Annotated in this window: 18 protein-coding genes and 1 pseudogene; 8 read left to right on the forward strand and 11 right to left on the reverse strand. The window is 58.1% G+C overall.

What is annotated here, in order from left to right; all coding sequences use genetic code 11:
* The 3 genes from BG60_RS03440 to BG60_RS03450 form a co-directional block, all read right to left on the reverse strand.
* Positions 1–238 (reverse strand): recombination directionality factor (locus tag BG60_RS03440; protein ID WP_034470286.1); only part of this gene is annotated, 238 nt, incomplete at its 3' end.
* A gap of 41 nt (positions 239–279) precedes the next feature.
* Complete coding sequence (locus BG60_RS03445; RefSeq protein WP_051996401.1) at positions 280–1,275, reverse strand: YqaJ viral recombinase family nuclease; 996 nt, start codon at positions 1,273–1,275, stop codon at positions 280–282.
* A 70-nt stretch (positions 1,276–1,345) separates the two neighbouring features.
* A complete protein-coding gene (locus BG60_RS03450; protein WP_008352262.1) occupies positions 1,346–2,314 on the reverse strand; it encodes a DUF932 domain-containing protein in 969 nt (322 codons plus the stop codon).
* Positions 2,315–3,197: 883 nt separating this feature from the next.
* On the opposite strand from BG60_RS03450, the gene BG60_RS40270 reads away from it, so the two are divergent.
* From BG60_RS40270 to BG60_RS03470, 4 genes are all read left to right on the forward strand, one after another.
* Positions 3,198–3,365 (forward strand): hypothetical protein, encoded by a 168-nt coding sequence (locus tag BG60_RS40270; RefSeq protein WP_326929443.1) that lies wholly within the window; start codon positions 3,198–3,200, stop codon positions 3,363–3,365.
* A gap of 1 nt (position 3,366) precedes the next feature.
* A complete protein-coding gene (locus tag BG60_RS03460; RefSeq protein WP_033536370.1) occupies positions 3,367–6,813 on the forward strand; it encodes a protein NO VEIN domain-containing protein in 3,447 nt (1,148 codons plus the stop codon).
* Between the two features lie 9 nt (positions 6,814–6,822).
* Positions 6,823–9,783, forward strand: a complete 2,961-nt coding sequence (locus BG60_RS03465) for a DUF1156 domain-containing protein (RefSeq protein ID WP_008352255.1) — start codon at positions 6,823–6,825, stop codon at positions 9,781–9,783.
* 100 nt (positions 9,784–9,883) lie between these two features.
* A complete protein-coding gene (locus tag BG60_RS03470) occupies positions 9,884–12,673 on the forward strand; it encodes an ATP-binding protein (RefSeq protein WP_008352254.1) in 2,790 nt (929 codons plus the stop codon).
* A 373-nt stretch (positions 12,674–13,046) separates the two neighbouring features.
* Here BG60_RS03470 and BG60_RS36735 read toward each other — a convergent pair.
* The 4 genes and pseudogenes from BG60_RS36735 to BG60_RS03485 form a co-directional block, all read right to left on the reverse strand.
* Positions 13,047–13,436 (reverse strand): annotated as a pseudogene (locus tag BG60_RS36735) (tyrosine-type recombinase/integrase); the annotation flags it as partial.
* An 81-nt stretch (positions 13,437–13,517) separates the two neighbouring features.
* Entirely contained in the window at positions 13,518–14,306 is a 789-nt protein-coding gene (gene istB / locus BG60_RS03475; protein ID WP_008352246.1) for an IS21-like element helper ATPase IstB, read from the reverse strand.
* A gap of 5 nt (positions 14,307–14,311) precedes the next feature.
* On the reverse strand, positions 14,312–15,835 hold the full coding sequence (gene istA / locus BG60_RS03480; RefSeq protein WP_200889179.1) for an IS21 family transposase: 1,524 nt from the start codon (positions 15,833–15,835) through the stop codon (positions 14,312–14,314).
* 176 nt (positions 15,836–16,011) lie between these two features.
* Positions 16,012–17,052 (reverse strand): integrase family protein, encoded by a 1,041-nt coding sequence (locus BG60_RS03485; protein ID WP_051996403.1) that lies wholly within the window; start codon positions 17,050–17,052, stop codon positions 16,012–16,014.
* Between the two features lie 345 nt (positions 17,053–17,397).
* Between BG60_RS03485 and BG60_RS03495 the strand changes: the two genes are divergently transcribed.
* The gene (locus tag BG60_RS03495; RefSeq protein ID WP_008352235.1) at positions 17,398–17,805 is read left to right on the forward strand and encodes a VOC family protein; all 408 of its coding nucleotides are present in this window, start codon (positions 17,398–17,400) and stop codon (positions 17,803–17,805) included.
* Between the two features lie 3 nt (positions 17,806–17,808).
* On the opposite strand, the gene BG60_RS03500 is transcribed toward BG60_RS03495, so the two are convergent.
* Both BG60_RS03500 and sap1 read right to left on the reverse strand, forming a co-directional pair.
* On the reverse strand, positions 17,809–18,360 hold the full coding sequence (locus BG60_RS03500; protein WP_033536561.1) for a YaeQ family protein: 552 nt from the start codon (positions 18,358–18,360) through the stop codon (positions 17,809–17,811).
* A 252-nt stretch (positions 18,361–18,612) separates the two neighbouring features.
* Positions 18,613–18,957 carry a surface attachment protein Sap1 gene (gene sap1, locus BG60_RS03505; protein WP_008352233.1) on the reverse strand — a complete coding sequence of 115 codons (345 nt, stop codon included), beginning with the start codon at positions 18,955–18,957 and terminating at the stop codon, positions 18,613–18,615.
* Positions 18,958–19,358: 401 nt separating this feature from the next.
* Here sap1 and BG60_RS03510 point away from each other — a divergent pair, with 401 nt between their 5' ends.
* Entirely contained in the window at positions 19,359–19,985 is a 627-nt protein-coding gene (locus BG60_RS03510) for a LysE family translocator (RefSeq protein WP_008352232.1), read from the forward strand.
* Positions 19,982–20,452 (forward strand): SgcJ/EcaC family oxidoreductase, encoded by a 471-nt coding sequence (locus BG60_RS03515; protein ID WP_008352231.1) that lies wholly within the window; start codon positions 19,982–19,984, stop codon positions 20,450–20,452. Before BG60_RS03510 ends, BG60_RS03515 begins: the two co-directional genes overlap by 4 nt.
* Before the next feature lie 12 nt (positions 20,453–20,464).
* Here BG60_RS03515 and mnmE read toward each other — a convergent pair whose 3' ends face one another.
* Positions 20,465–21,853, reverse strand: a complete 1,389-nt coding sequence (mnmE, locus tag BG60_RS03520) for a tRNA uridine-5-carboxymethylaminomethyl(34) synthesis GTPase MnmE (protein ID WP_008352230.1) — start codon at positions 21,851–21,853, stop codon at positions 20,465–20,467.
* Positions 21,854–22,162: 309 nt separating this feature from the next.
* On the opposite strand from mnmE, the gene BG60_RS03525 reads away from it, so the two are divergent.
* Entirely contained in the window at positions 22,163–22,579 is a 417-nt protein-coding gene (locus BG60_RS03525) for a transcriptional regulator (RefSeq protein ID WP_034470291.1), read from the forward strand.
* A 70-nt stretch (positions 22,580–22,649) separates the two neighbouring features.
* On the opposite strand, the gene yidC is transcribed toward BG60_RS03525, so the two are convergent.
* The gene (gene yidC, locus BG60_RS03530) at positions 22,650–24,317 is read right to left on the reverse strand and encodes a membrane protein insertase YidC (protein WP_008352228.1); all 1,668 of its coding nucleotides are present in this window, start codon (positions 24,315–24,317) and stop codon (positions 22,650–22,652) included.
* Positions 24,318–24,323 lie beyond the last annotated feature (6 nt).

A 24,323-nucleotide genomic window follows, 5' to 3' on the forward strand; every position in this document is an offset into this window, starting at 1 on the left:
GGTTCAGGTCGGGATCGTTGAAGAGGAACCGCACGGGGATGGCTCGTAGTTTGCCCGACGTCGCCTTGCGCAGCGTTTCGTTGAGCGGGTGCAGCATCCATTCGCCGCGCTGCTGCACCTGCGTGGTGAGTGTGAATTGATCATCCTTCTCGGGCAGACGCTTGCCGTTCTTCTCGACGACGCGCCCGATTGAAATCCGCCCGACCACGGGCGGCGTAATGCTCAAGCCCTTCAGCATGACAATGCTCCTGTAGATAATAGTGGGAATGGGGCAACGAATCAGGTAGAGACGAGAAACCGGCGTGAACCCGGCTTCGTGATGGCGTACCGCGTGGCGACCTCGGGGTGATCGGCGAGCAGACGCTTCAGATCGACGCCAGAGCCGTCCCTGCTGCGTTTGAACGACACGGAGCCGGTCTCGAAATGTGCCCGGTCGGCCTCGCCCATTGACTGCTGGATGATCTGTTTGAGTTGGGCTTCGAGGCTCTGGCGGGATTCAATCTCGGCGCGAACAGCGACCAGATCAGCGAAGGCTGACGACAGGCGACGGTCATCTGTGAAATCAACCGTGCCGCCTGTGCCCGGATACAGGCAGCGCAGCGAGCGATCCGCCGATTCCGAACCGTCGGCAGGCGGCGGGGTGTCGGCTTCCACATACCGCCAGAATGCCGCTTCCAGTTCGATTAGCCGGGCAATCAATGCGTCGTCGCGCTCGATGCGATGCACGTCTAGCTTCTGGCCGCAAAGCAGCACAGCTACATCGGCCGCCTGCTTGCCGGACACGGCCAGTTGATGTTGAACCTGAAGGGTCACGTATTCCGGTACCCCATCGCGCCAGAGCCGCGTACCGAACTCACCGGCTGTCTTACATTCGAGCAGTTGCACGTCGCGGTTTCCCAAGACTTCTCGATCTACATTTGCAAGCATCCATGGGACAGTGGGATGCTGGAGAACCGCGTTGACGCGTCGCACACGGTTGCCCGTCTGCTTGGTGTACGACGCGGCCACGATGGGCTCCAAAATCGTTCCCCAATACACGGGCTCCGTCGTATCGTCCGGATCTGGCTTCGGCAGGTTCGCGTCGCGCCCCGTCTTTACAAGCCAGAGTTCCAGCATCGACTGATACGGACTTAGCCCGACAGCGGCGGCGGCGTCACTGCCACCAATCCCTGATTTCCTAACTTCCAGCCAGTCCTCACGTGGCATGTCTTTCGTCTCTACGAGTCGCAGTGCCGGGCGGCTACGCTGACGCGCACTAGATTCAGGCAAAGCCATTTCGACCTCCACAAATGAAAATGCCCGGCGGGGAGACCCGGCCGGGCATAGATGGAAAGGGTTCATGCATTCAGGCGACGAGCCTCATCGCTTCTTCGAAAGCCTTTTGCTTAAGAGCAGCGCCGGCTCCAAACCAGGCGGCATCGCGGCGGTGATCGTCGCTGCGTGCGCGACGCGCGTGATCCACGTATTCGGTCACGCTATTGAGCAGCCCCCAAGCCGTGCCCGCAGCAGAGGCCATATGCGCCCCCTTGCCCCGACCAGCGAACAGCTCCTGAACGGCTTTGATCGCGCTATCGTTGGTCGCCGCGACGGGCGAACTGGCGCTGGTGGTCGGGTAGGTCAGCACGCGGCGGAAGAAGGTTTCGGCTGCGGCATCGTTGACCTTGCATTCCGACAATGCCTTCATGCGGACCATAAACCCATCCCAGGAAGAGATGGCGATGCCGAGCTGGCGTTTCACGGCCTGCGCATCGAACTGGCTGCGGTGCGGCACCTTGACGGCTCCATTGCTATCGCCAAGCGCAATTGCTAGCGTGTTGTTGCAGACCACGCGTACGCTAGTGAACTGGGCCGTCGTTGCAAGGCTGCCGTCACATGCCGTTGCAAGGAGTAAATAGCCATTCACGCGGTCGCGGCTCTTGAGCGTAGCGTTCTGGCCAGTACGGGCCAGAGCCCAAAGTTTTTTGCCATCGCGCAGAACTCCAGCGGTCTCCAATTCGTAGCCGCCCGCCTCGGTAAGGTCTCGATAGAATTCGATAATCTCAGCCGGTTGTACCACCTGGAATCGGCGGGAGACAACGGAAAGGGGAGCCTTCGTGTCCGAGCGATACAGCACTTTCTGCTCGGGAAAGGCGTGGATCGAGCCGAGCGAAGAGCCTGCCGTGCCGGAAACGAACCGCACTTCGGCTTCTTCGATGCACCAGTCCATGCCCGCAGCGCGAGCCCAGACCTCGAGCGGCTGGTTTGCTGCGAGGGGGGTGCCCAAGCCGTGCCACGGCGTTTCGCCTACATAGGCCATGGTTTGAACCAAATGCATGATGGTTTCCTTCTTAAATGGATGGAAGAGACTGAAAGCAAAAATGCCTGCGGCCCCGAAGGGCCGCAGGCATTGAGCGGGAAGATGGAAGCGATAAAGTATGCGGGCGTCAGGACGTGCGCGACTTGCTGAACGCGTGACCACACTCAAGACATTCGTAGTTGTCGAGAACATGGGTGTCGATCTGCTCTCCGACAGCGGAACCGGCAGCACAGCCTGCCGCTCCTCCGAAAAGTGCTCCCATGAGCGCACCGGCCAGACCACCGAAGATCGACCCTACGGGACCAGCGATCAGACCTAGGGTGGCACCAGCTTCTGCGCCACCAAGCGCGGCAACTGCGCTACCGGCAGCGCCAGCTGCGGCGCCCATGGCACCACCAGCTTTGCGGGCATAGTCGCGCGTTGCGATGCGCGTCGAGTTACAACGGGGACAGGACAGGGAGTGGTTCATATCAGCCTCATGTAGGTTCGGGCAACGGGCGTTGCCTAGGCATACCGGTGCATGCTCGTTCGGGTGATATGTGGGTGAAATTTTCTAAGATTCTTTCGAAAATGCCTGAAAGTTCACGTTCTTCTTCGCGTTGCTTTTGTTGAGTGGTGAGCATTGACTAAGCGCTGCCCTGCCTTTTCGCAATTCAACGGCTCAAGCGTTTGAAACCGAAGTCGTGAAAGCCAACTCAGGATTTCCTGCTTTGACGAATTTGACTTTCCGCAGGACTTGGGGGAACAGGATTGTGGGTCCGCATCGATTGCTTTTGCGGGATCGGCACAAGTTGATTTACAACCACCTCGATTGACGATACATTTCGGCACATTGTAAAGACATTGTGCGGACGCTGGGCGCAACATGAACGAGCGCAAAACTACTGCTATCAACTTGCGGATGTCGTCTGAGGTAAAGGAGCTGCTCCGCCTTGCAGCGGCAAAGGAGCACCGGACACTCTCGAACATGCTGGAGTATCTAGTGCTTCAGTATTGTGAACTCAAGGGCGTACGGCTCGTCGACAGCAAAACTACGGGCGCGGAAGTTCGCCACAAGACCGGGGAGTGAAGTGAAGAAATCAGAGCTCAAAGCAGGCGCTGTAGTTTCGGGCCCGCTTTTTCCTGAACCTGTGCAGGTGATACTGGTGCAGGAGTTCGGCACGTCTCTTAAGATGTTCGGCAAAGGGTTGCGCTCGGAGAGGTCGTATGATCCGATATTGACCGAGGAGCAGCTGGAGACATTGGTCGCAAGCCCAGAGACAGAGCCGTTCGACGGCGATCCTACGCGGTTTCGGCTTGGTATTGAAGCGATGCGACTCGGACTTGCATACGAGTACGATCCATATTTCTCACTCTCGATCGCTCGTGTAGACCCCCTTCCGCATCAGCTCGAGGCTGTCTACGACTACTTTTTGCGGCTTCCCCGTATTCGCTTTCTTCTTGCGGACGACCCCGGTGCCGGCAAGACCATCATGGCCGGGCTCCTCATCAAAGAGCTGAAAATTCGTGGATTGGTCAAGCGCACGCTCATCGTTACGCCCGCGAATCTGTCATTTCAATGGCAGCGCGAGCTCAAGGATAAGTTCCGTGAGCAATTCGAGGTCGTTCGCAGCGACGTCCTGAGAGCGAATTACGGCAACAATCCTTGGCAAGAAAAAAACCAAGTTATCACTTCCGTGTCGTGGGTTTCACGGATTGAAGACGCGCGTGACTCCCTTCTGCGCAGCCACTGGGATCTCATCATCGTTGACGAGGCCCACAAAATGTCTGCACGTAGTTCGGACAAGAAGACCTTGGCGTTTCAACTCGGAGAGCAACTATCGCAGATGACTGACCATTTCCTCTTGATGACGGCGACGCCTCACAAAGGAGATGCTGAGAGCTTCTGCCTGTTTCTGTCTCTGCTGGATAAGGATGTCTACGGGGACATCAGTAGCCTTGATGCAGCCTTGGCTGAGAAAGAAGCACCCTTCTATCTGAGACGGGTAAAAGAAGCGCTAGTGACCTTCCCTGACCCTGAAACGGGTCAAGTGAAGGCTCTATTCACTCGCCGTATCGTCAAGACCAGTGAATTTGCGATTGGCGACGACGAATTTGATCTTTACGATCAGCTGACCCGATACGTCGAAAACCAATCAATTCGAGCTGCTCGTGACGACAGCGCTCGTGGTCGCGCGGTAGGTTTCACCATGGCAATGCTGCAGCGCCGGTTCGCTTCGAGCACATACGCTGTTCGGCGCAGCCTTGAGCGGATGTCGGAGAAGCGCGAGCGTATTCTTGAAAATCCTGAAAGGTATAGGCAAGAGCAGATCTCGAGACGTCTTCCTGACGACTTCGATGAGTTGCCTGAGGATGAGCAGCAGGAGGTGCTCTCAAGCCTTGAAGAGACGGTGGCATCGTTCAATCCGGAGCACTTGCGCGAGGAAATCTCGGACTTGTCCGCTCTAATCCGCCAGGCGAAAGGTCTGGAGAGTAAAGAGCAGGAGGTGAAGGTTCGGCACCTGAAGGGGTTGCTGAAGGAAAAGGGGGTGTTTGCCGACCCAACGATGAAGCTGCTCATCTTCACCGAGCACAAAGACACACTTGACTTTCTTGCTGGTGACGGGCGAGATGGCCGTCCCTTGGGCAAGCTCCGCGAATGGGAATTGTCAGTCACGCAGATCCATGGTGGTATGAAAATTGGCGACAGAGACACCCCTGGAACTCGTATCTACGCGGAGCGAGAGTTTCGGGAAACGTGCCAAGTTTTAGTTGCGACTGAAGCAGCGGGAGAGGGTATTAACCTGCAGTTCTGCTGGGTAATGATCAACTACGACATACCTTGGAACCCGATTCGCTTGGAACAGCGTATGGGCCGTATTCACAGATACGGGCAGGAGAAAGACTGCCTCATCTTTAACTTCGTCACCACTAACACACGGGAAGGTCGTGTGATGCAAAAGCTGTTCGAGCGCATCGAACAGATCGAACTGGATCTCGATCCGAATCAGACTGGCAAAGTGTTCAATGTCCTTGGAGATTTGTTTCCCGCGAATCAGCTAGAGCGCATGTTGCGCGACTTGTACGCGCACAACAATATGACCGAGGAGCTCATTAAGCAGCGCATAGTCGAAGAGGTCGATATTGAGCGTTTTCGCGGCATTACCGCTTCGACTCTCGAGGGATTGGCAAAAAAGGAGTTGAACCTGTCGGCCATTCTCGGTAAGTCGACGGAAGCGCGAGAGCGGCGATTAGTGCCCGAAGTCATCCAGGATTTTTTTATCCAGGCTGCACCGGTCACTGGTTTAACAGTCAGCGAGCCGCATCGTGACCGGGCCACATTTCGAGTCGGGCGGTTGCCGAGACACCTTTGGGCAATCGGCGAACGCTTGGAGCCTCGCTTTGGGCGATTGGGGCGGGAGTATAAGCAAATCGTCTTCGACAAAGACAAACTCAAGAGAGACCCGACAGCCGACTGGGTAACACCCGGGCATCCGCTTTTCGAAGTGGTGAGGGAGGATCTGCAGGAGCACGTCCGCGAGGATCTTGCACGTGGCGCTATTTTCTTCGACATGAATCGCGCGGTTCCGGCCCGGTTCAGCGTTTTCTCGTCCTCGATCCGAGACGGTCGAGGGAACGAACTACATAAACGACTGTTCATCGTTGTGCAGAGTCTGGATGGACAAACGGAAATTAAGCAGCCCACATTCTTGCTTGACGTTGTACCTGCCCCAAAGGGCACTGCCACGCCGGACATAGATGTGGCTAATCAGCAAGCAGCAGAGCGCTTCCTCGTCCAGGAGGCCCTTCAACCTTTCCTGGGGGAGATCAAGGGTCAGCGGACGAAAGAGATTGAGACCATCTCGCGACATATGGAAATCAGCCTCAACGAACTCATCCATCGACAGAATATGCGCATGGCCGAGCTGCATGTGCAGCAAGCTGCCGGTGAAATGGATTCCCCGGTTGCCGCGAATATAAAGCTGACAGAAGACAAGCTAGAAGAGCTCAACTCCCGGCTGGAGCGCCGGAGGGTCGAGCTTTCCCAAGAGCGACACTGTACGATCAGCGATATCCGTCGCATTGGCGTCGGCTGGATATTGCCGCATCCGGATCGCACTGCGCCGGGGATGGCGCCATTCGTTCGAGACGATGAGATCGAGCGCATCGCCATCGATGCCGTCATTTCGATGGAGCGTGCCCGCGGGTGGGTGGTAGAGAGCGTAGAAAGCGAAAATCGCGGATTTGACCTGATCTCGCGGCGTCCGCATCCAGACGACCCTGCCTCTGCACTGGAGGTTCGATTCATTGAGGTGAAGGGACGAGCGGGTATCGGAGAGGTTGCGCTCTCGTCCAACGAGTACCGAACAGCTCAGCGCTTGCGTCAAGACTACTGGCTATACGTCGTTTTCAACTGCGGTAAAGAGCCCGAGATCAAGATAGTGAGGGACCCAGCGATCCAGATGGACTGGGAAGCAGTAGTTCGCATCGAGCAGTACCAAGTCAAACCAAACGCGATAATTCAGGCCGCGAAATAAGATATAACCATGCAGAACCAACTTAAGCGGCTGATTGAAGTCGACCTTCCGATTCGTCGTATTTCAAGTCATGCGCGTAGCGACAAGGGCAGAAAAGACGGTCACATTTCCTCGCTTCATATGTGGTGGGCAAGACGTCCTTTGGCGGCGTGCCGCGCCGTTCTTTGTGCAGCGCTTGTACCTGACCCGGCCGACGAAGACTGTCCTGAGTGGTTCGTCGAGTACTGCGCGAAAAGTATTGCGCCGTGGATCGAACAGAATCTCAACCTGCTCAGCCGAGAGACCTTGGAACTGACGCGCGGCGTCCAGCCGAGCAAGTACCTCGACGACCGTATCCTCCTTCGAGACGCCTTGCTTTCGCTCATCGTGGACTTCTGTGATTTCGACGCTGGCAGAGATCCGCGAATCTTGTCGTTCATTCGAGAAATCGTGAGCGAAGCACACGTGGCCCTTGGCAATGAGAGGGGCTCCACTCCTGTTGTAGTCGATCCGTTTGCCGGTGGCGGGGCGATACCGCTGGAAGCGGCACGGCTCGGAGCGAGCTCCATTGCGAGCGACCTGAATCCCCTGCCGGTTCTTCTAAATCAGTCGACGCTTCACGATATTCCGCAATATGGAGATCGTCTGGCACAAGAATTTAAGAAGGCCTCCGAGAGTCTTCTGCGCGAGGCCAAGAGAAGCTTGCGAGAGTTCTACCCCGCGTCAGACAGTACGCGGGAGGTCGTCGCCTATTTGTGGGCGCGAACGTTGACTTGCGCCGGTCCCGGCTGCGGGGCGGTAATTCCTTTGTTGACGGATTTGGCCATTGCGAAGCGCAAGGGTGTCTATGTGTCTTTAGACGTTTCGGGCGCAACTATCCGCACCTATGTGCGTCAGGGAAAGCCAGGAAGTGGTGGCAAGGGAACGGTCCGTACAGGTTCGATCACCTGTCCACGCTGTACCTTCACCATGAAGCCCGAGACTTATCGCTCGCGTGCTCGGAACGGCGAGCTTGGTGCGCAACTCTATGCGGTTGTCGAGAGGTCGAGCGATGCTAAGTTCTATCGCGACCCGACCGAGGAAGACCAGCGCGCGTTTGAACACGCCGCGATGCTATTGACCAAACGGATCGACCAATATGGTGAAGCGACCTTGGTTCCAACTGAATACCTGAGCGAGGCAGAGCCGCGTCGACTGAACGTATTGCAATATGGCTTCCGGCAATGGAAAGATCTCTTTAATGCGCGGCAATTGCTGGCACTTTCGACGCTAAATGGTCTGGTGAAAGACTACTCTGCTAGCGAAAATCTTTCCGACGAACTTGACCTTAAGCGTGCGGTTACAACGTTGCTTGCACTCGCCGTAAGCAATCTTGCTCAGTACAACTCGTCGGTGTCGACATACTTGTCAGACGGCCTGATTTCCGTATTCATTCAGAGCTCGTCAATTCCAATGCGAGCCAATTACGCTGAGGCATCTCCAATTATGTCGAAGCTTGTTGGCGGCTTGGAGTATCAGTTCGCCCGAATGCAAGCGGTTGTCGACAATCTTGCGATTTCGAACATTCCATCTGGAAATGTCTATCAACGCTCAGCGGATTCCCAGATCCTTCCGAACAATTCGGTTAACGTATTAGCCTGTGATCCCCCTTATTATTTTGCAATTCCATATGCGGAATTGTCCGACTTCTACTATGTTTGGCTGAAGCGATCGTTATTTGATTTATACCCTGCACTGCTCACAGAGTCAGCGACACCCAAGAAGGACGAGGCGATTCAGAATCTTCCTCACTCGGGTGCCAAGGCTATCCAGAAGACGCGCGAACATTTTCAAGAGAAGATCACTGCCAGCCTGAAGGTGGCCCGGCAAGAACTGGTCGAGAACGGTATCGGTATCGTCGTGTTCGCGCACGCGTCAACTGACGGATGGGAGGCTCTTTTGCGTTCATTGCTGGACGCAGACTGGGTCATAACCGCGTCATGGCCCATTGATACCGAGAAGGCTGGCCGAATGCTCGCAAATCGGCAGCGCGCACTTTCATCGTCGATTCACCTCGTGTGTAGACCGAGGCAGCACACTCCTGAATATGTAGTAGGTGAGTGGCGAGAAATTACTGGCGCTTTGCCCAAACGGATTCATGCTTGGATGCCGCGTCTTGCAAAGGAAGGCATCGTTGGGGCGGATGCTATCTTCGCGTGCTTAGGTCCCGCTCTCGAACTTTTTTCGCGCTATGAGCGTGTCGAAAAAGCAAATGGTGACGTGGTCGCACTATCGGAGTTTTTGGAGCTAATCTGGTCAACCGTATCGCGCGAAGCCCTCGAATTGATTTTTAAAGGGGCCGACTCGGGCGCATTAGAGCCCGACGCCAGACTTACGGCAGTGTGGCTATGGACTGTGGCTGCCGGCGCAACGACATCTGGCGCGAGCTCGGACGTAGCGGAGTCCGGTGAGCAGGGCGACGAGGACTACGACGAGTTGGATAGCGTCGATGGTGATGCCGTGTCGATCAAGGTCTCTTCAAAGGGCTTCGGGCTCCCGTTTGACGCCGCACGTAAGCTTGCGCAAGGCCTCGGGGTGGACCTTGACGGGATGACTGACCTCGTTGAGGTAAAGGGTGACAAGGCACGGCTTCTCTCCGTTTCCGAACGCGCCGTAGGACTTTTTGGTAAGTCCTCACTGGAGCAACGTCCCAAGGCAAAGTCGAAGCAACTGGGCCTCTTTGGTATTGAGGAGGTGATGGGCGACGTTGATCTGCCAGACGGACTAGGGGAACCGGGCTCCACCGCACTAAATAAGCTTCATCAAGCGATGATTCTCTTTGGTTCGGGGCGCTCAGATGCGCTTCGTCGCTTTATCGTTGAAATGCGGGTTGGCCATTCCCCAGAGTTCTGGGCACTTGGTCAGGCGATGTCCGCTCTTTATCCGGACGGCACAGAAGAAAAGCGATGGGTGGACGGCGTGTTGGCACGCAAAAAGGGACTTGGCTTCTGACACAAACGAATTTGGCTTGCAGAACAAGTGTTCCACAGAACGTCCTTTTATTCCGGATTCCGCGCCGTCGAGCTGCGAACAACTGATTGAGGTGAATTAAATGGCAATCAAGCCTTGGTACAAGGTGGTCACGCCTAGGGAGGACCTGCGGGAAGATCGTCCGCTAGACGCGTCTGAGTTCGCGGTTCACCTGGATCAAGTCCGCGACAAGCGTGCACCTGACGTGTACCAGAACCCCGCGCGCTTTTTTGAACGCACTTACCTGACCAAAAGTCTTACTGGCTTGGCAGCTGAAGTCCTGCGCCGGCTTTCCGGCATCAAGACGGAGACTTCGGCTGTCTTCAACATGACGACGCAGTTTGGTGGCGGCAAAACCCATTCGCTCTTGCTGCTTTACCATCTTGCGCGCAACGGACAGGCGGCGCTGGAGTGGCAAGGTGTGCGCCGTCTGACGGAATTAGCTGGGGTTAGGTCCGTGCCTGAGGCAAAGGTCGCTGTCTTCGTTGGTACGGAATTTGATCCTATCAGCGGGCGCGGAGGGGATGATGGTACACCTTTGCGCAGGACGCCTTGGGGCGAGCTGGCGTACCAACTAGGCGGTGCGGATGCCCTAGCGATTGTCAGCGAACATGAAGCGCAGGGCATTGCTCCAGGGGGGGATGTCATCCGAAAATTCCTTCCGCAAAATCAGCCCGTTCTTATCGTGATGGACGAGTTGATGAACTTCGTCAGTCGCAGTCGCAGAAGTGGCCTCGCGGCACAACTTTACAATTTTCTTCAGAATTTATCGGAGGAGATGCGTGGCCGAGACAATGCCGTCCTAGCGGTCTCAATTCCTGCTTCTGAGCTCGAGATGACCGCGGAGGATTTCTCTGACTATGACCGTCTGAAGAAACTCCTTGATCGAGTGGGCAAGGCAGTGATGATGTCTGCTGAGTCTGAGACTTCGGAGATTATTCGCCGTCGCCTATTTGAATGGGATGAAGCACAGCTCAGCCCAGATGGGCGCGTCCTGCTTAATCGCGATGCCTACGCGACGTGCAATGAATTCGGTGATTGGGTTCGTGACCATAAGCATCAGGTCCCGGACTGGTTCCCGGCTGACGCGTCAAGGGAGGCCTACGCTGCAACCTATCCATTTCATCCTACAGTCCTGTCTGTATTCGAGCGCAAGTGGCAAGCACTTCCTCGCTTCCAGCAGACTCGCGGCGTCCTTCGTTTGCTCGCATTGTGGGTGGCAAAGGCATACCAGGCAGGCTTCAGGGGTGCGCATCGCGACGCATTGATTGGTCTTGGCTCTGCTCCTCTTGATGATTCTCAGTTCCGAGCCGCTCTTTTTGAGCAGCTTGGCGAGCATCGCCTCGAAGCTGCGGTCGGTACGGACATCGCTGGGAAGAAGGATAGCCATGCAGTCCGATTGGATAACGACTCTACAGAGGAGTTTAAGAAGTGGCGTCTTCACCGCAAGGTCGCGACGGCCATTTTCTTCGAGTCAAATGGGGGTATTTCCAAAGCTGAAGCATCTGTTCCGGAGGTTCGACTTGACGTGGCTGAGCCCGGAATGGACATTGGCAACATTGAGACTGCGTTGGAGACGCTCGCAGATGCGTGCTACTACCTAACCGTCGAACGGAACAGGTATCACTTTAGCTTCAAAGAAAATCTCAACAAAAGATACGCTGATAGGCGCGCTAACATCAGGGCCGACCTAATTGCGGAGCGCGTGCGCAACGAGGTCCAGCGTGTGTTCTCTGGCACAGCGTTGGTGGAGCGGGTCTTTTTTCCTGAGAGAAGCAATCAAATACCGGACCGGCCCGTGCTTACATTGGTCGTCGTTGGGCCCGAGCGAACACTTGAGGACGAGAAGCCGACGCGATCGTTTATCGAGGGACTGGTAAACGAAAGCGGCACAGCCGGGCGGACATTCAAGAGCGCGCTGCTGTTCTCTGTCGCGCAGTCCACTTCTCAGCTAAATGACGACGCAAAACGTCTTCTTGCTTGGGAGGAAATCAGCGAGGAGCTTCCCACTATCAACATTGATGAAGGTCAGAGGGGGCAGCTCGCCGATAATGTTCGCAAAGCACAGCGTGATTTGCGCGAATCTGTTTGGCGTACTTACAAGAACGTTGTGTTCTTGGGAAAGGACAACACACTGCGTCAGCTAGACTTGGGACTTGTACACAGCAGTGCTGCTGAGACGCTTGTTCAGCTTGTGTTGAACCACCTAAAGCAGGCGGACGAAATTCAGTCAGGAATCAGTCCAAATTTCTTGGTGCGCAACTGGTCGCCAGCCTTCAGGGAGTGGAGCACGCGCTCGATAAGGGACATGTTCTATGCCTCTCCGGTGTTTCCTCGTCTGATCAATGCTGACACTATCAAGGAGACGATATCCCGCGGTGTAGAGGCAGGGTTACTCGCCTATGTAGGCAAGGCGCCCGAGGGAAAATATCAGCCCTTTATATTTGAGAGGTCGCTGTCTGTAGATGATATTGAAATCTCCGACGAGACGTATGTAGTCGGGAGAGAAGCTGCCATCGATTACTCGAAAGCGCTGCAGGGGAAGGAGGAGTCTGCGCCGTCGCCATCGGAGACGAAATCCACAAGCGGAGACCATGCACCATCTGATCCACCGACTCCGCAGCAGGGATCAGAAATTGTCCTGCCGCCTGCTTCTCAGCCCGCCGCGACACGCTTTACTTGGTCTGGTGATATTCCGGCGCAAAAATGGATGAACTTCTACACGCGGGTCCTTGCGAAGTTCGCTACTAGTGGAGGGTTATCGTTGAGGCTAGAGGTGAAGGTCGAACCTAGCGGAGGCGTGTCTCAGCAGCAAATTGAGGAAGTAAGGACTGCACTGCGGGAACTGGGCCTGAACGACAAGCTTGATTGATTCTCCGTTGGATAGGTCGAGAGGCATAGTTTTTGCGTGCATCACGCCTATCCGCGAAGGCCTTTCTAGCGAGTCGAAGTTGGGGGCATTTTTGGGGGCAACTCTGTGTTCCCGGCGCGGCGAACCGTCGGTATATTGCGGTCGGGAGTTCGATCCTCCCTTCTTCATCTTGGAAGATCGAGCGAGCCAATGCGGCGTCCTTTTGCTTCCGCATGACCCGAAGGGGCCGTGTGAATCCGTCTTCTGCAAGCTGCAACGGGTGGAGTTCAAACCAACGGTACGTAGCATGAATGAGCAATGACGTTTTGAACGACTTCGATACCATCCGTCGTCGCGTTAACGTTGGAGCTACCGCAAGCCGTGGGTGGGCTGGCTAATCTGTGTTGCTTCGATTTCTCGGCTCAGACTCGATCTGCGCTTGCTCAAGCATCCACGTTTCGATCTTGTCATGCCACATCCGCAGCAGATCAAGGGGGCGACGTCGATAGTGCTTTTCGGCGATCGCGGACGGCTTGTGCCCTTGAATTTGTGCAACAACGCCGACAGGAACCTCGACCCACTCTGACAGCGTGCCGAACGATCGGCGCAGGCCGTGGAGCGACAGGTGTGGCAAACCTGTCGGCGTCAATGCGCGGTTATGCGCATGACGCGGTTCTGCAATCTTCCCATCCGAAGATGTCTTGCTAGCGAAGACCCACTCGGACGGCCCCCACTGCTCGCCTTTTTGTGCAAGACGCGCAACCTGGCGCTTGTTGGGAGGTGTCACGGGGCGGCGTAATGGCGCCGGGGATGGGCGGCGTAATGGCGCCAGCAGAAGCGGGGTAAAACGCGGATTCGAACGGTTTCAAGATTGCGGTTTTTTGCCGTTTTTGGCAACCGCATTTTCGCCGTTGTCGGGCATCGGTTTGGGCTTGCGGAAGCTCTCGCCCTCGATGACGACACGATAGGCGCCGTGGCGCAGGCGATCGAGCGTTGCAGCTCCAAGAACGCGGTTGTCGGGGAAGGCGTCGCCCCATTCGCTGAAGTCCAAATTGGAAGTCAAGATCGAGGCTGCGCGCTCGTACCTTGCAGCGATCAGGTCGTGAAAGTCCTCATCGTGGGGTGCACGAAGCGGCTTGAGCGCAAAGTCGTCAACGATCAGCAGTGGCACACGCACGAACTGCTGAAACTTACGTTCGTATAGATCCGTGGCGCGCGCCGCATGCAGCTTCTTGAGCAGATCGGTCTGGTTGATAAACAGCACATCGCGACCTTGGCGCGCGGCACAGTGCCCGAGCGCCTGCGCTAAATGCGACTTGCCGACGCCTGTCTGGCCGACCATCAGAACGCAGACCTTCTCGTCGATGTATCGGCCCGTCGCAAGGTCGTGAAGGTGCGAACGGTTTAGTTTAGGCAGTCGGTCGAAGTCGAAGGTCTCGAGCGTCTTGCCCATCGCAAAGCCGGCGCGGGCAAGACGCGCGCCGAGCTTCTTCTGCGCACGTCGTGCGACTTCGTCATGCAGCAGCATGGCAAGAAACTCGGTGTAGGCGATTTGCCCATCGATGGCCTCCCGATTGCGCTGTTCGAGGGAGTCCAGGATGCCAGACAGTCGCAACTGCCTGAGGATGATATTCAGTTCGGGACTTGGATTCATGGCGTTCAATGCAGTAGAAAGGACTGGAGATCGCGGCCGAAGCGGCCACCGTTCACGTAGGTGTCGGCCGGTTCCGTCGCCTGTGCCGTCGCTGCTGGCTGGCCGTCCAGTCCCTTGTCGAGAATGACCTTAACGGTGCGATACTTCGGGCTGGAGAACGTGAGTGCGCGCTCGCAGGCGGCGTTCAGGCGCGCGTCGCCGTACTTCTCGCGTAGACGGACGAGACCCTGCGCGCCGCGCAGGTTCACGAGCACCTTGTCGTTGAACATCGCGAGGATCACTGCAAGGCAGGCTGGCCCAATCTCTCTAGCTTGGGCCAGACACCACTGCGGATCGCGCTCAAGCCACGCCTGCGCCTCGGGCGGCTGGTGATCCCGCACCGTATGCCGATCACCAGGCTTGCGTAGTCGCGGATGCGTCGCAACGAGTTCATGCCGGTGGAACACCTGTACCACGGTATCGGTGACCTTCAACCACAGCTGCTTGCCAACAAGCGTGAACGGCACCGAGTACAGCGCGTTCTTGTAGACGATGTGGCCGTCCGTATGCACCTTGACCTCGCTCCACACGGCCAGCACCGGCGGCACGTCAGGCAGGCGTGCAAGCAGCGGGCGTTCGATGGCAAAGCGCGCAAGCGGGAGGTCGCGGGTCGTGCCGTGCACGCGGGTGCCGGCCTGCTGCGTGACCCAGTCGCGCAATTGCCGGTTCGCATCGGCCAGATCCCTGAACTCGCGTAGCGGTACGAAGGATTTTTTTACGTATTTGACTCCAGATTCAACAATTCCTTTTTTAGCAGGGTCGTGCGGCGGACATGCGTCGATCCGGAATCCATATCCCTCAGCAAGCGCGGCATAGGATCGCTGGACTGCAGGCTCATATCGGCACGCCTTGACGATCGCGCACTTCGCGTTATCGATGATGATCCGGCCGGGACAGCCGCCGAACCATTCGAAGGCGCGCCGATGGCAGGCCAGCCACGTCTCTACCGTCTGGTCGAGCACGATCTCGGCGTACTGGTGACGCGACCAGCAAAGCGTCATCACAAAGATCCACGTCTTGAGCGGAAGGCCGGATTCATGTGTGAGCACTGGGCCGGCGCCGAAGTCGACTTGCGCCGCGTCCGACGGAGGAAACTCTAGGATCGTCGTCGTGGTCCCCGGCTTGCGCTCGGCACCCAGACGACGCAGCATGCGCTTCACGGCGTCATAGCTGCCCGTGTAGCCGTGATTGCGTTGAAGGGCGGCGTGGATGGTGGTGCCCTGGACGCCCGCAGCCGACCAGTCGCGGATCTGTTCACGGAACGGCTCTGCCGTCGACACGCAGGTGTGCGGCAAGTGCGGCGAGCGACCGAAAACGCCAGCGATCGTGGCGTCATCCGGCAACGGCTGTGTCGGATCCAGCCATCCGAGCCCCTCGGCTTCCCGGCGCACGGTCGTCAACTTCTTGCGTCCCATCAAGCCGCCGCGCGCGATGTCGCGGTCGGAATCGCCCTGCCGCATGCGGACAAGGACTTGGCGGTACTCGAACAATTCGAACCTCCGATTGGCCATGGACGCCCCGCTCAAATAGAACGGAGAGTACCGACTTGGAAAGTTCGAATCGCGTTCTCGCCCCGATGCTGCTGGCTCCTATGCGCCGCCCCTCGAGTGGCTCCAATACGCCGCACTTAGGGTGGCGCCATTACGCCGCCCATCAGGTGGCGCCTTTACGCCGCCCTCAGAATGGCTCCATAGTGCCGCCCCGTGACAGGAGGTATTTCGTTTAGTCGTTGAAGGTTCGACAATAGACTCGCTAAGTAAGGAGTGAGCGGAATAGTCCGACCGCCGGTACCTTCGATCTTATCGTTCATTGTCAGGCTTCTCCACCGGAAGTCGACGTCCTCCCAGCGCAACGCGGCTAGCTCTTCCCGACGGGCTCCTGTGATCAGAAGACCTTGTAGGTATGCGCTAATGACCGGATTTGCGATGGCACGTACTGCGCTAAACCAAACAGACAGCTGCTCGCGCTGGAGGCAGTCGTCCTTCGCGGTGCTGCGAGGGAGAATGCCTTTGACCTTTGGCGAAGCATAGGCGTCGTGCGAAATAATGCCTGAGTACGTCTCGTGGGCGTCGCACCACCGAATGAACGCTTTGAAGAGACCGAATGCATGCCCGGCATTTGTTGACCCACGAGGTATTTCTCCCTCAAGCCACTGGGACATAGTTGCTGCCGTTATCTCGGTCAATTTGAGCGGCATGAGCGGAGCCAATGGCCCACGAACTTTCTCTTTGCCCCCGCGTTTTGCAATACCTCCGCCTGGCGACGAAAGGTTGACGTGGTCCAGGATGTATCTCTCGGAACGAGGTTTTTTCGTTTTGGGCGAGATCTTTGTTCGCAAATGCTCCAAGTAGTGCTCCCACGCTTCGCCGACGGTTACGTCCTGACGGCGCTTCGCTGCCTGCCGGGCTTCGTGTGCGGCCTTCTGCTCCGCTTCTTGTTCGCGCGGATCAACGCCGCTATCAATAAGAGTCTGGAGACTACGCGCCCGCTCCTGAGCCTGGTCGATCGTCCAGCTCCGCGGATCTCCGATCGTAATTCGCACGGTCGAGCCATGGATCTTCCCCTGGAAAATGTAAGACTTCGCTCCCCCAGTCGTGGCTCTCAAGCCAAGTCCGGGAGTCTTGCTGTCCCAGAGAAAAGACTGCGATTTACCCTGTTCGCAGCGATGTGCTTCAACCCGCGCCGCCGTGAAATTTACCTTCGCCATCTAGCCTCCTCGCTCGTAAGCCGGCGATGCCATGTAACCGCCATGTAACCGCCATGTAACCAAATTATGCGGCAATGAAGGTATTTCGATCAACATCAACGGAAGAGTGGGTAACTAAAAATCGTTTAAATACAATACTTTACGGAATTAAATCAATCTGGATCCATCTCAAGGAACATCAAGTTGTTCGTATTCGCAATGCGAAGGTCGGGAGTTCGATCCTCCTCCTCTCCACCACGAATCCAGAGGGCCTGGCTTAAACCCCAGGCCCTTTCCCATTTCTGCACCCATCTGCACTTCCCCAACCGGCTAAACTGATCGCCATACAAAACATGCGAGGCCCGCATGCACTTCGAAATCCGCGAAATCGACCACGTCGTCATCCGCTGCGCCGATCTCGACCGCATGGTGGACTTCTATCGCGTCGTATTAGGTTGTCCCGTCGAGAAGGAGCAGCGCGATATCGGCCTCGTGCAGATGCGCGCGGGCCGTTCGCTGATCGATCTGCTGGCAGTCGGCGCGAAAATCGATCGGCCGGAGAGCGGTCAGCCCGGCGCGGGTCGCAATATGGATCATCTGTGCGTGCGCGTCGAACCGTTCGATGCCGACACGTTACGCGCGCATCTCGAAAAGCATGGCGCGCGCATCGGTGAAGAGGCGCGACGATACGGCGCCAAAGGCTTCGGCCCGTCGCTCTATTTCTTCGATCCGGAAGGCAACATGATCGAGTTCAAAGGTCGGCCCGACGTCTGATGTTCAGGCCGCGCCGTCCTTCAGAACGTTCCAGCGGATCGCGACGGCGTCGGCAGTCTCGCTGCCTAGCGTGACGTCGCCGTCCTGCACCATCATCTGCAAACGCATCGTCCGTTCGGCCAGCTTGCCGAGCGCTTCTGCGATGCCATCCGCGAGCGACCAGACCGTCACGTTCTGCAACCGTTCGACCTTGCCCTTCACGCCGTTCCACCAGATATCCGCGGTCTTTCCCGCATACGCGATCACGATCACGCGCTCCGAGCGGCCACTCGCCTTCGAGATGCGCCGTTCGTCCGGCTGGCCGACTTCGATCCACGTCTGGATCTGCCCGGTGAGATCCTTTTGCCACAGATCGGGCTCATCCGTGTCGGACAAGCCTTTGCAGAATTCGAGACGCTCGTCGGCGAACATGCCGAACGCGGCGACGCGCACCATCATCCGTTCGTCCGTCTCCGAGGGATGGCGCGCAATGGTCAGGGAATGATCGCCGTAGTAGTGGCGATCCATGTCGGCAATTTGCAGGTCTGCCTTGTAGATCGTGGATTTTAGAGCCATTCAGCATCGGACGCCGGTCTTTCGGCCAGCGGAAAAGAATTGTCGAGATGGCGCGAGCGTTTGCGCGCGAAACCGACATTGTGCGGGGAATCGAAGGAAATTTGGAAGACGCCGACGCGCACGATCGTGCTTCGATCGCGGCGGAATGGATCGATGGCCTGTTGCCGACGATTAATTCACGGATAAATCCCGCTTCCGGCGCAATTCAATAATCGCGCCGGATTGTCGGCTGGATATTTTGCGAGAAACCGCTTATTGATCGATGAAACGATCCGCGGTCCACATACCTTGCGTGTCGCTATTTGAGGCGTTGACGAATTCGATGTCATGGCCCACCACGCGAATCACGCGAAAATGCGAATCGACCGGAGTCGAAATGCATTCGAAACCCTCGAAGAACTGCTGCATCTTCTGATGCTCGCCGGCTTTCGCGTGTTGATCGGCCGAATCGAACTTGTCCTTGGATAAGCAGCCATACGAGTTTGGCCTGAAAGTGAACGTCTGCTGAGGCTGAATAACGCCGTCCTGGGCTTGCGCTGCGGAAACGGTTGCAAACAAACCCATCATCGCGAAGAGAATACCGACGCGTCTTTTCATGTATGGCCTCCAAACGAAACCGTTTCGAAATTAGCTATGTATTTAAAAGCGGCTGACCGCAAAACTCATGCTAGTTGAGCGAGGCAAACTTGCAAGCATATGTTATGTGCGACCGCAACACGTCAGAATGTCGCAGGCGCTTTTCAAGTGAAGCGGCGATTGAAATCCAGTTAAAAATCGCGAAAACGAAGCGCGAAAAGAAATGAAAGCTCGCTCGTATGCCGGAAGGACTGCGACAATTTGCCTCCCGCGCGCGCGTGGTGCGTTGCATTAGACGCCCGTGAGACTGATCCAACACATAACGACCGATGCGCTCTGCGCGCGTCAAGATGGCCAATCGGCCTATTGCAAGCGTTCGGCGTTCATGGATAAATCGACGCATCGAACTCTGGAGATCAAGCATGACCCTTGCCCAATGGCTGCCGTTCGCGATCGCGTCGGCGATCCTCGTCGCGATTCCCGGCCCGACCGTGCTGCTCGTCGTGTCCTACGCGCTCGGCCACGGCCGCAAGTACGCATTCGCGACGACCATCGGCGTCGCGCTCGGCGACCTTACCGCGATGACCGCATCGATGCTCGGCCTCGGCGTGGTGCTGGCGGCATCGGCTGAATTGTTCATGGTCGTGAAGTGGATCGGCGCGGCGTATCTCGTGTACCTCGGCATCAAGCTTTGGCGCGCGCCGGTGGTCGATACGGACGCGGTCCAGACTACCGGCGAACTGCGCACGAGCCGAATCATGGCCCACGCGTACGCCGTCACGACGTTGAACCCGAAGAGCATCATTTTCTTCGTCGCGTTCGTGCCGCAATTCGTCGATCCCCACGCGGCGAGCGTGTCGCAGATCGCGATTCTCGAAGCAACCTTCGTCGGACTGGCGGCCGCCAACGCGTTCGCCTACGCGCTGCTCGCGTCCGGCGCGCGCAAGGCGATCCGCAAGGCTTCCGTGCAGCGCGCGGTGAACCGCACCGGCGGCGCGCTCCTGATGGGCGCGGGCATTTTCGCCGCGGCATGGAAAAAAGCAGCATGAGTCAGCCGGACGATTGGACCGCAAGCGCGCGGCGCGTGTATTTCGGCCTGCTCGACGACTGGAACAGGCAGGACGCGGCCGCGATGGCGGCGCGCTTCACGGAGCGCGGCAGTCTTGTCGGTTTCGACGGCAGCGCCATCGACGGGCGCGCCTGCATCGAGGCGCATCTTCAGCCGATTTTCGCCCAGCATCCGACGCCGCGTTTCGTCGCGAAGGTGCGCGAGGTGAGGCGCATGGCGAACGGGCAGACGTTGCTGCTGCGTGCCGTCGCGGGCATGTGGCCGCGCGGCGCGACGGCGCTCGAGCCGAGTCTGAACGCGGTTCAGACGATGGTGCTGTCGCTTTGCGATGGCGTGTACCGGATCGAGATGTTCCAGAACACGCCTGCCGCGTTTCACGGACGGCCGGAAGAAAGCGAAAAGCTCAGCGTGGAATTGCGCGAGCTCGGCAAACCGGCGGGCGCGTAGTTATTTGGACGTCTACTTTCCGATGCAGAAGCGGCTGAAAATCACGCCGAGCAAGTCATCGGAAGTGAATTCGCCCGTGATCGCGTTGAGATCGTCTTGCGCGAGCCGCAGTTCTTCCGCGAAAAGATCGAGCACTTGCGACTGTTGATCGGCATGTCCGGCGGCGAGCGCGAGATGTTCCCGCGCCTCGCGCAGCGCGATCAGATGACGCTCGCGGGCGAGATACACGCTCTCTGCGCCCGCTTGCCAGCCCGCGATCTTCAGCAGCTCGTCGCGCAGCAGCGAAATGCCATCGCCGGTTTTCGCCGACAGATTGACTTCGCGCGCGTGACCTTCCGCATCGCGCACAGATGACGGCGCGCCCGCGAGGTCTGTCTTGTTCATCACTCGCACGACGGGCACGCCAGCCGGAAAGCGCGCCGCGATGGCCTGATCTTCCGGCGTCACGCCTTCGCGCGCATCGAGCAGATGCAGCACGACATCAGCGCGCTCGATTTCGCCCCACGTGCGCTCGATGCCAATGCGCTCCACCTCGTCCTGCGTCTCGCGCAGCCCCGCCGTGTCGATGATGTGCAGCGGAATGCCTTCGACCTGAATCGTCTGCGCGACCTTGTCGCGCGTCGTTCCGGCAATCGGCGTGACGATCGCCAGTTCCGCGCCCGCGAGCGCATTCAGCAGCGACGACTTGCCCACGTTCGGCTGGCCCGCGAGCACGACCGACAAACCCTCGCGCAAAAGCGCGCCCTGACGCGCGTCGGCGAGAACCGTGTCGAGCCGCTCGCGGATGCGCGCGAGCTTCCCGCGCGCGTCCGCGGCTTCGAGAAAGTCGATCTCTTCCTCGGGAAAATCCAGCGTCGCTTCGACGAGCATGCGCAGCGTAATCACGTCTTCGACCAGCGCATGGATCTCGCGCGAGAACGCGCCTTCCAGCGAACGCCCGGCCGAGCGCGCGGCGGCTTCGGTGCTCGCTTCGATCAGATCGGCGACGGCCTCCGCCTGCGCCAGATCGAGCTTGTCGTTGAGAAACGCGCGTCGCGTGAATTCACCCGGCTCGGCGAGCCGCAGGCCGAAATCGCGGCCGGCTTCGATCGCCCGTTGCAGGACGAGTTGCAGCACGATCGGGCCGCCGTGTCCTTGCAACTCCAGCACATGCTCGCCGGTGTAGGAGTTGGGCGCGGGGAAATAGAGCGCGATGCCGCGGTCGAGCGCTTCGCCGTTGCCGTCGCTAAACGGCACGTAGCTCGCATGACGCGGCGCGAGCGCCTGGCCGCACAACGCGTGCATCGCCTTTTGCGCGGCGGCCTCGCCTGCGCGACCGAACGACAGCCGCACGACGCCGATCCCGCCACGCCCCGGTGCGGTGGCGATTGCGACGATTGGATCGGTGTCGTTGCTCAGCATGTCGATGCGCAATGTGATGGTTTCAAAGTGCGGGCATTGTATCGCGGCGTCTGATTCCCTTTGTCCAGCGCTGTCGGAAGCGTCCCGTATGAATTATCTTTTTTGAGATAGAGGATCCCAACGAAACGGAAAGCGAAACTTCGTGCATTGAAGAACGCAAGCCGCGCAGCGATTGGCGATATGATGCAAGCTCGCTGCCAAACGGCAATCAACAACAACACTTAATCAAGATAAAGAGGCGCAGCCTCGCGCCAAAAGTAGCGCAATTGGTTGACTGGTAAGCAGCGATTGCCTCGCACAATCCAGCCCATGCCTACACCACAAGAAAAGGCCGATTTCTCCGAGCGGCTCAAATTCTCGATGACCCGCGCACCCGAAAAGATGCGCGGAGCGACTGATCTCGCATTGCACTTCAACCTGCGCTATCAAGGCGAGTCCGTTTCGCCGCAGACGGCGCACAAGTGGCTCACCGCGCGTTCGATCCCGACCGCCGACAAGCTGAAGACGCTCGCCGACTGGTTCAAGGTCGACCAGCACTGGCTGCACTACGGGCCGCCGCCGAGCGGCAATCCGCAGGTCACGCCGAAGCCGCTTGCGCGCGACGAGCAATATCCCGCGTCCGAGGAGACGCTCGAACTGGCGACGAAGATCGAAGCGCTGTCGCCGCATCATCGATACTTGCTCGAGGAGCTCGTCGAGCAGTTCTACGGATCGATGAAGCGGTAAATTCCCACTCCACCAAAACAAAACGCCCGGCCAGAGCCGGGCGTTTTCGCATCAGAGGCAGACGCAGCGCTTACGCCGCCTTCTTACTCTTTCCCATCATGCGCGTGATGTAGTACTGCTGCGCGATCGACAGCACGTTGTTCACCACGTAGTACAGCACGAGACCGGCCGGGAAGAAGAAGAACATGACCGAGAACGCGATCGGCATGAACATCATCATCTTGGCCTGAACGGGGTCCGGCGGCGTGGGGTTCAGCTTCGTCTGCAGGAACATCGAGACGGCCATCAGCACCGGCAGGATGAAATACGGGTCTTGCTGCGACAGATCGTGAATCCAGCCGATCCACGGCGCGCCGCGCATTTCCACCGACGACAGCAGCACCCAGTACAGCGAGATGAACACCGGAATCTGCACGACGACCGGCAGACAGCCGCCGAACGGATTGACCTTCTCGGTCTTGTACAGCGACATCAGTTCGGCGTTCATCTTCTGCGGATCGCTCTTGAAGCGCTCGCGGATCTGCTGCATGCGCGGCGTGATTTCCTTCATGCGCGCCATCGACTTGTAGCTCGCCGCCGACAGCGGGAAGAACACGGCCTTGATGAGCAGCGTGAGCAGCACGATCGCCCAGCCCCAGTTGCCGACATAGCTGTGAATCTTCTCGAGCAGCCAGAAGAGCGGTTTGGCGATGATCGTCACCATGCCGTAATCCTTCACCAGCTCCAGACCCGGCGCGATGCCTTCGAGCATGCGCTCTTCTTCCGGACCGGCGAAGAGACGCGCATCGACGTTCACGGTCTGTCCCGGCGCGATGGTCTGCGCGGGCATCGTCACGCCGACGCGGTACAGGTCCGGGTCGATCTTCTGCACGTAGATGTCGCGCTTCACGCCTTGCTGCGGAATCCACGCGGACGCGAAATAGTGCTGCACCATCGCGATCCAGCCGTTATCCGACGAGGTCTCGAACGTTGCCTTGTTCTTGTCGATGTCGGAGAAGTCGATCTTCTGGAAGTGCTTCTGATCCGTGTAGACCGCCGGCCCGATGAAGGTATGCGAGAAGCGCGGCGTCTCGACCGGCGTGTTGTCGCGCACGAGCTCCATGTAGAGCTTCGGCGTGACCGGCGCGGTGCCGACGTTCTCGATCTTCGTATCGACGTTGATCACATAGCTGCCGCGCGTGAACGTGTAGGTCTTGATGACCTTCACGCCACCCTTCGCGGGCGATTCGAACGCGATCTTCAGCGTCTTTTCGTCGCCCGTCAGCGAAGTCTGGCCGGGAACGGGCGTGAAGATGTCGTTGTGATTCGGGAAATCGCCGCCGAGCAGGCCCGTGCGCGCGAGATACGTGTGGTTCGCGGTGTGATCGAACAGCGTGATGTAAAGGTCCGGCTGCTTGCCGTCGCCTTCCTTGACCAGCGAAAGCTTCGAGAGTGTGCCGCCGCGCGTGTCGATTTCACCGGAATACACGTCCGTCGTGAACTTGACGAGCTGCGATTGCGCCGTGGCGGGCGGCGTCGTCGATCCGGGAGCGGCCGTGCCCGCGGGCGCGTTCGGCAGTTCGGACGGCTGCGCGCCGGATGCGGCCGAGCCCGGTGCCGGGTTGCTGGCGGTCTTCGCCGGTTGCGTCGCGCTCGGGAAGAACATCGACGGGCGCCCATGGTCGCGTTGCCAGTTGTCGAACAGCAGGACAACTGACACGAAGAAGATGACCCATAGGACGGTGCGTTTGATATCCATGCGTTG

This window comes from Caballeronia zhejiangensis (assembly GCF_000698575.1).
GTDB lineage: Bacteria > Pseudomonadota > Gammaproteobacteria > Burkholderiales > Burkholderiaceae > Caballeronia > Caballeronia zhejiangensis.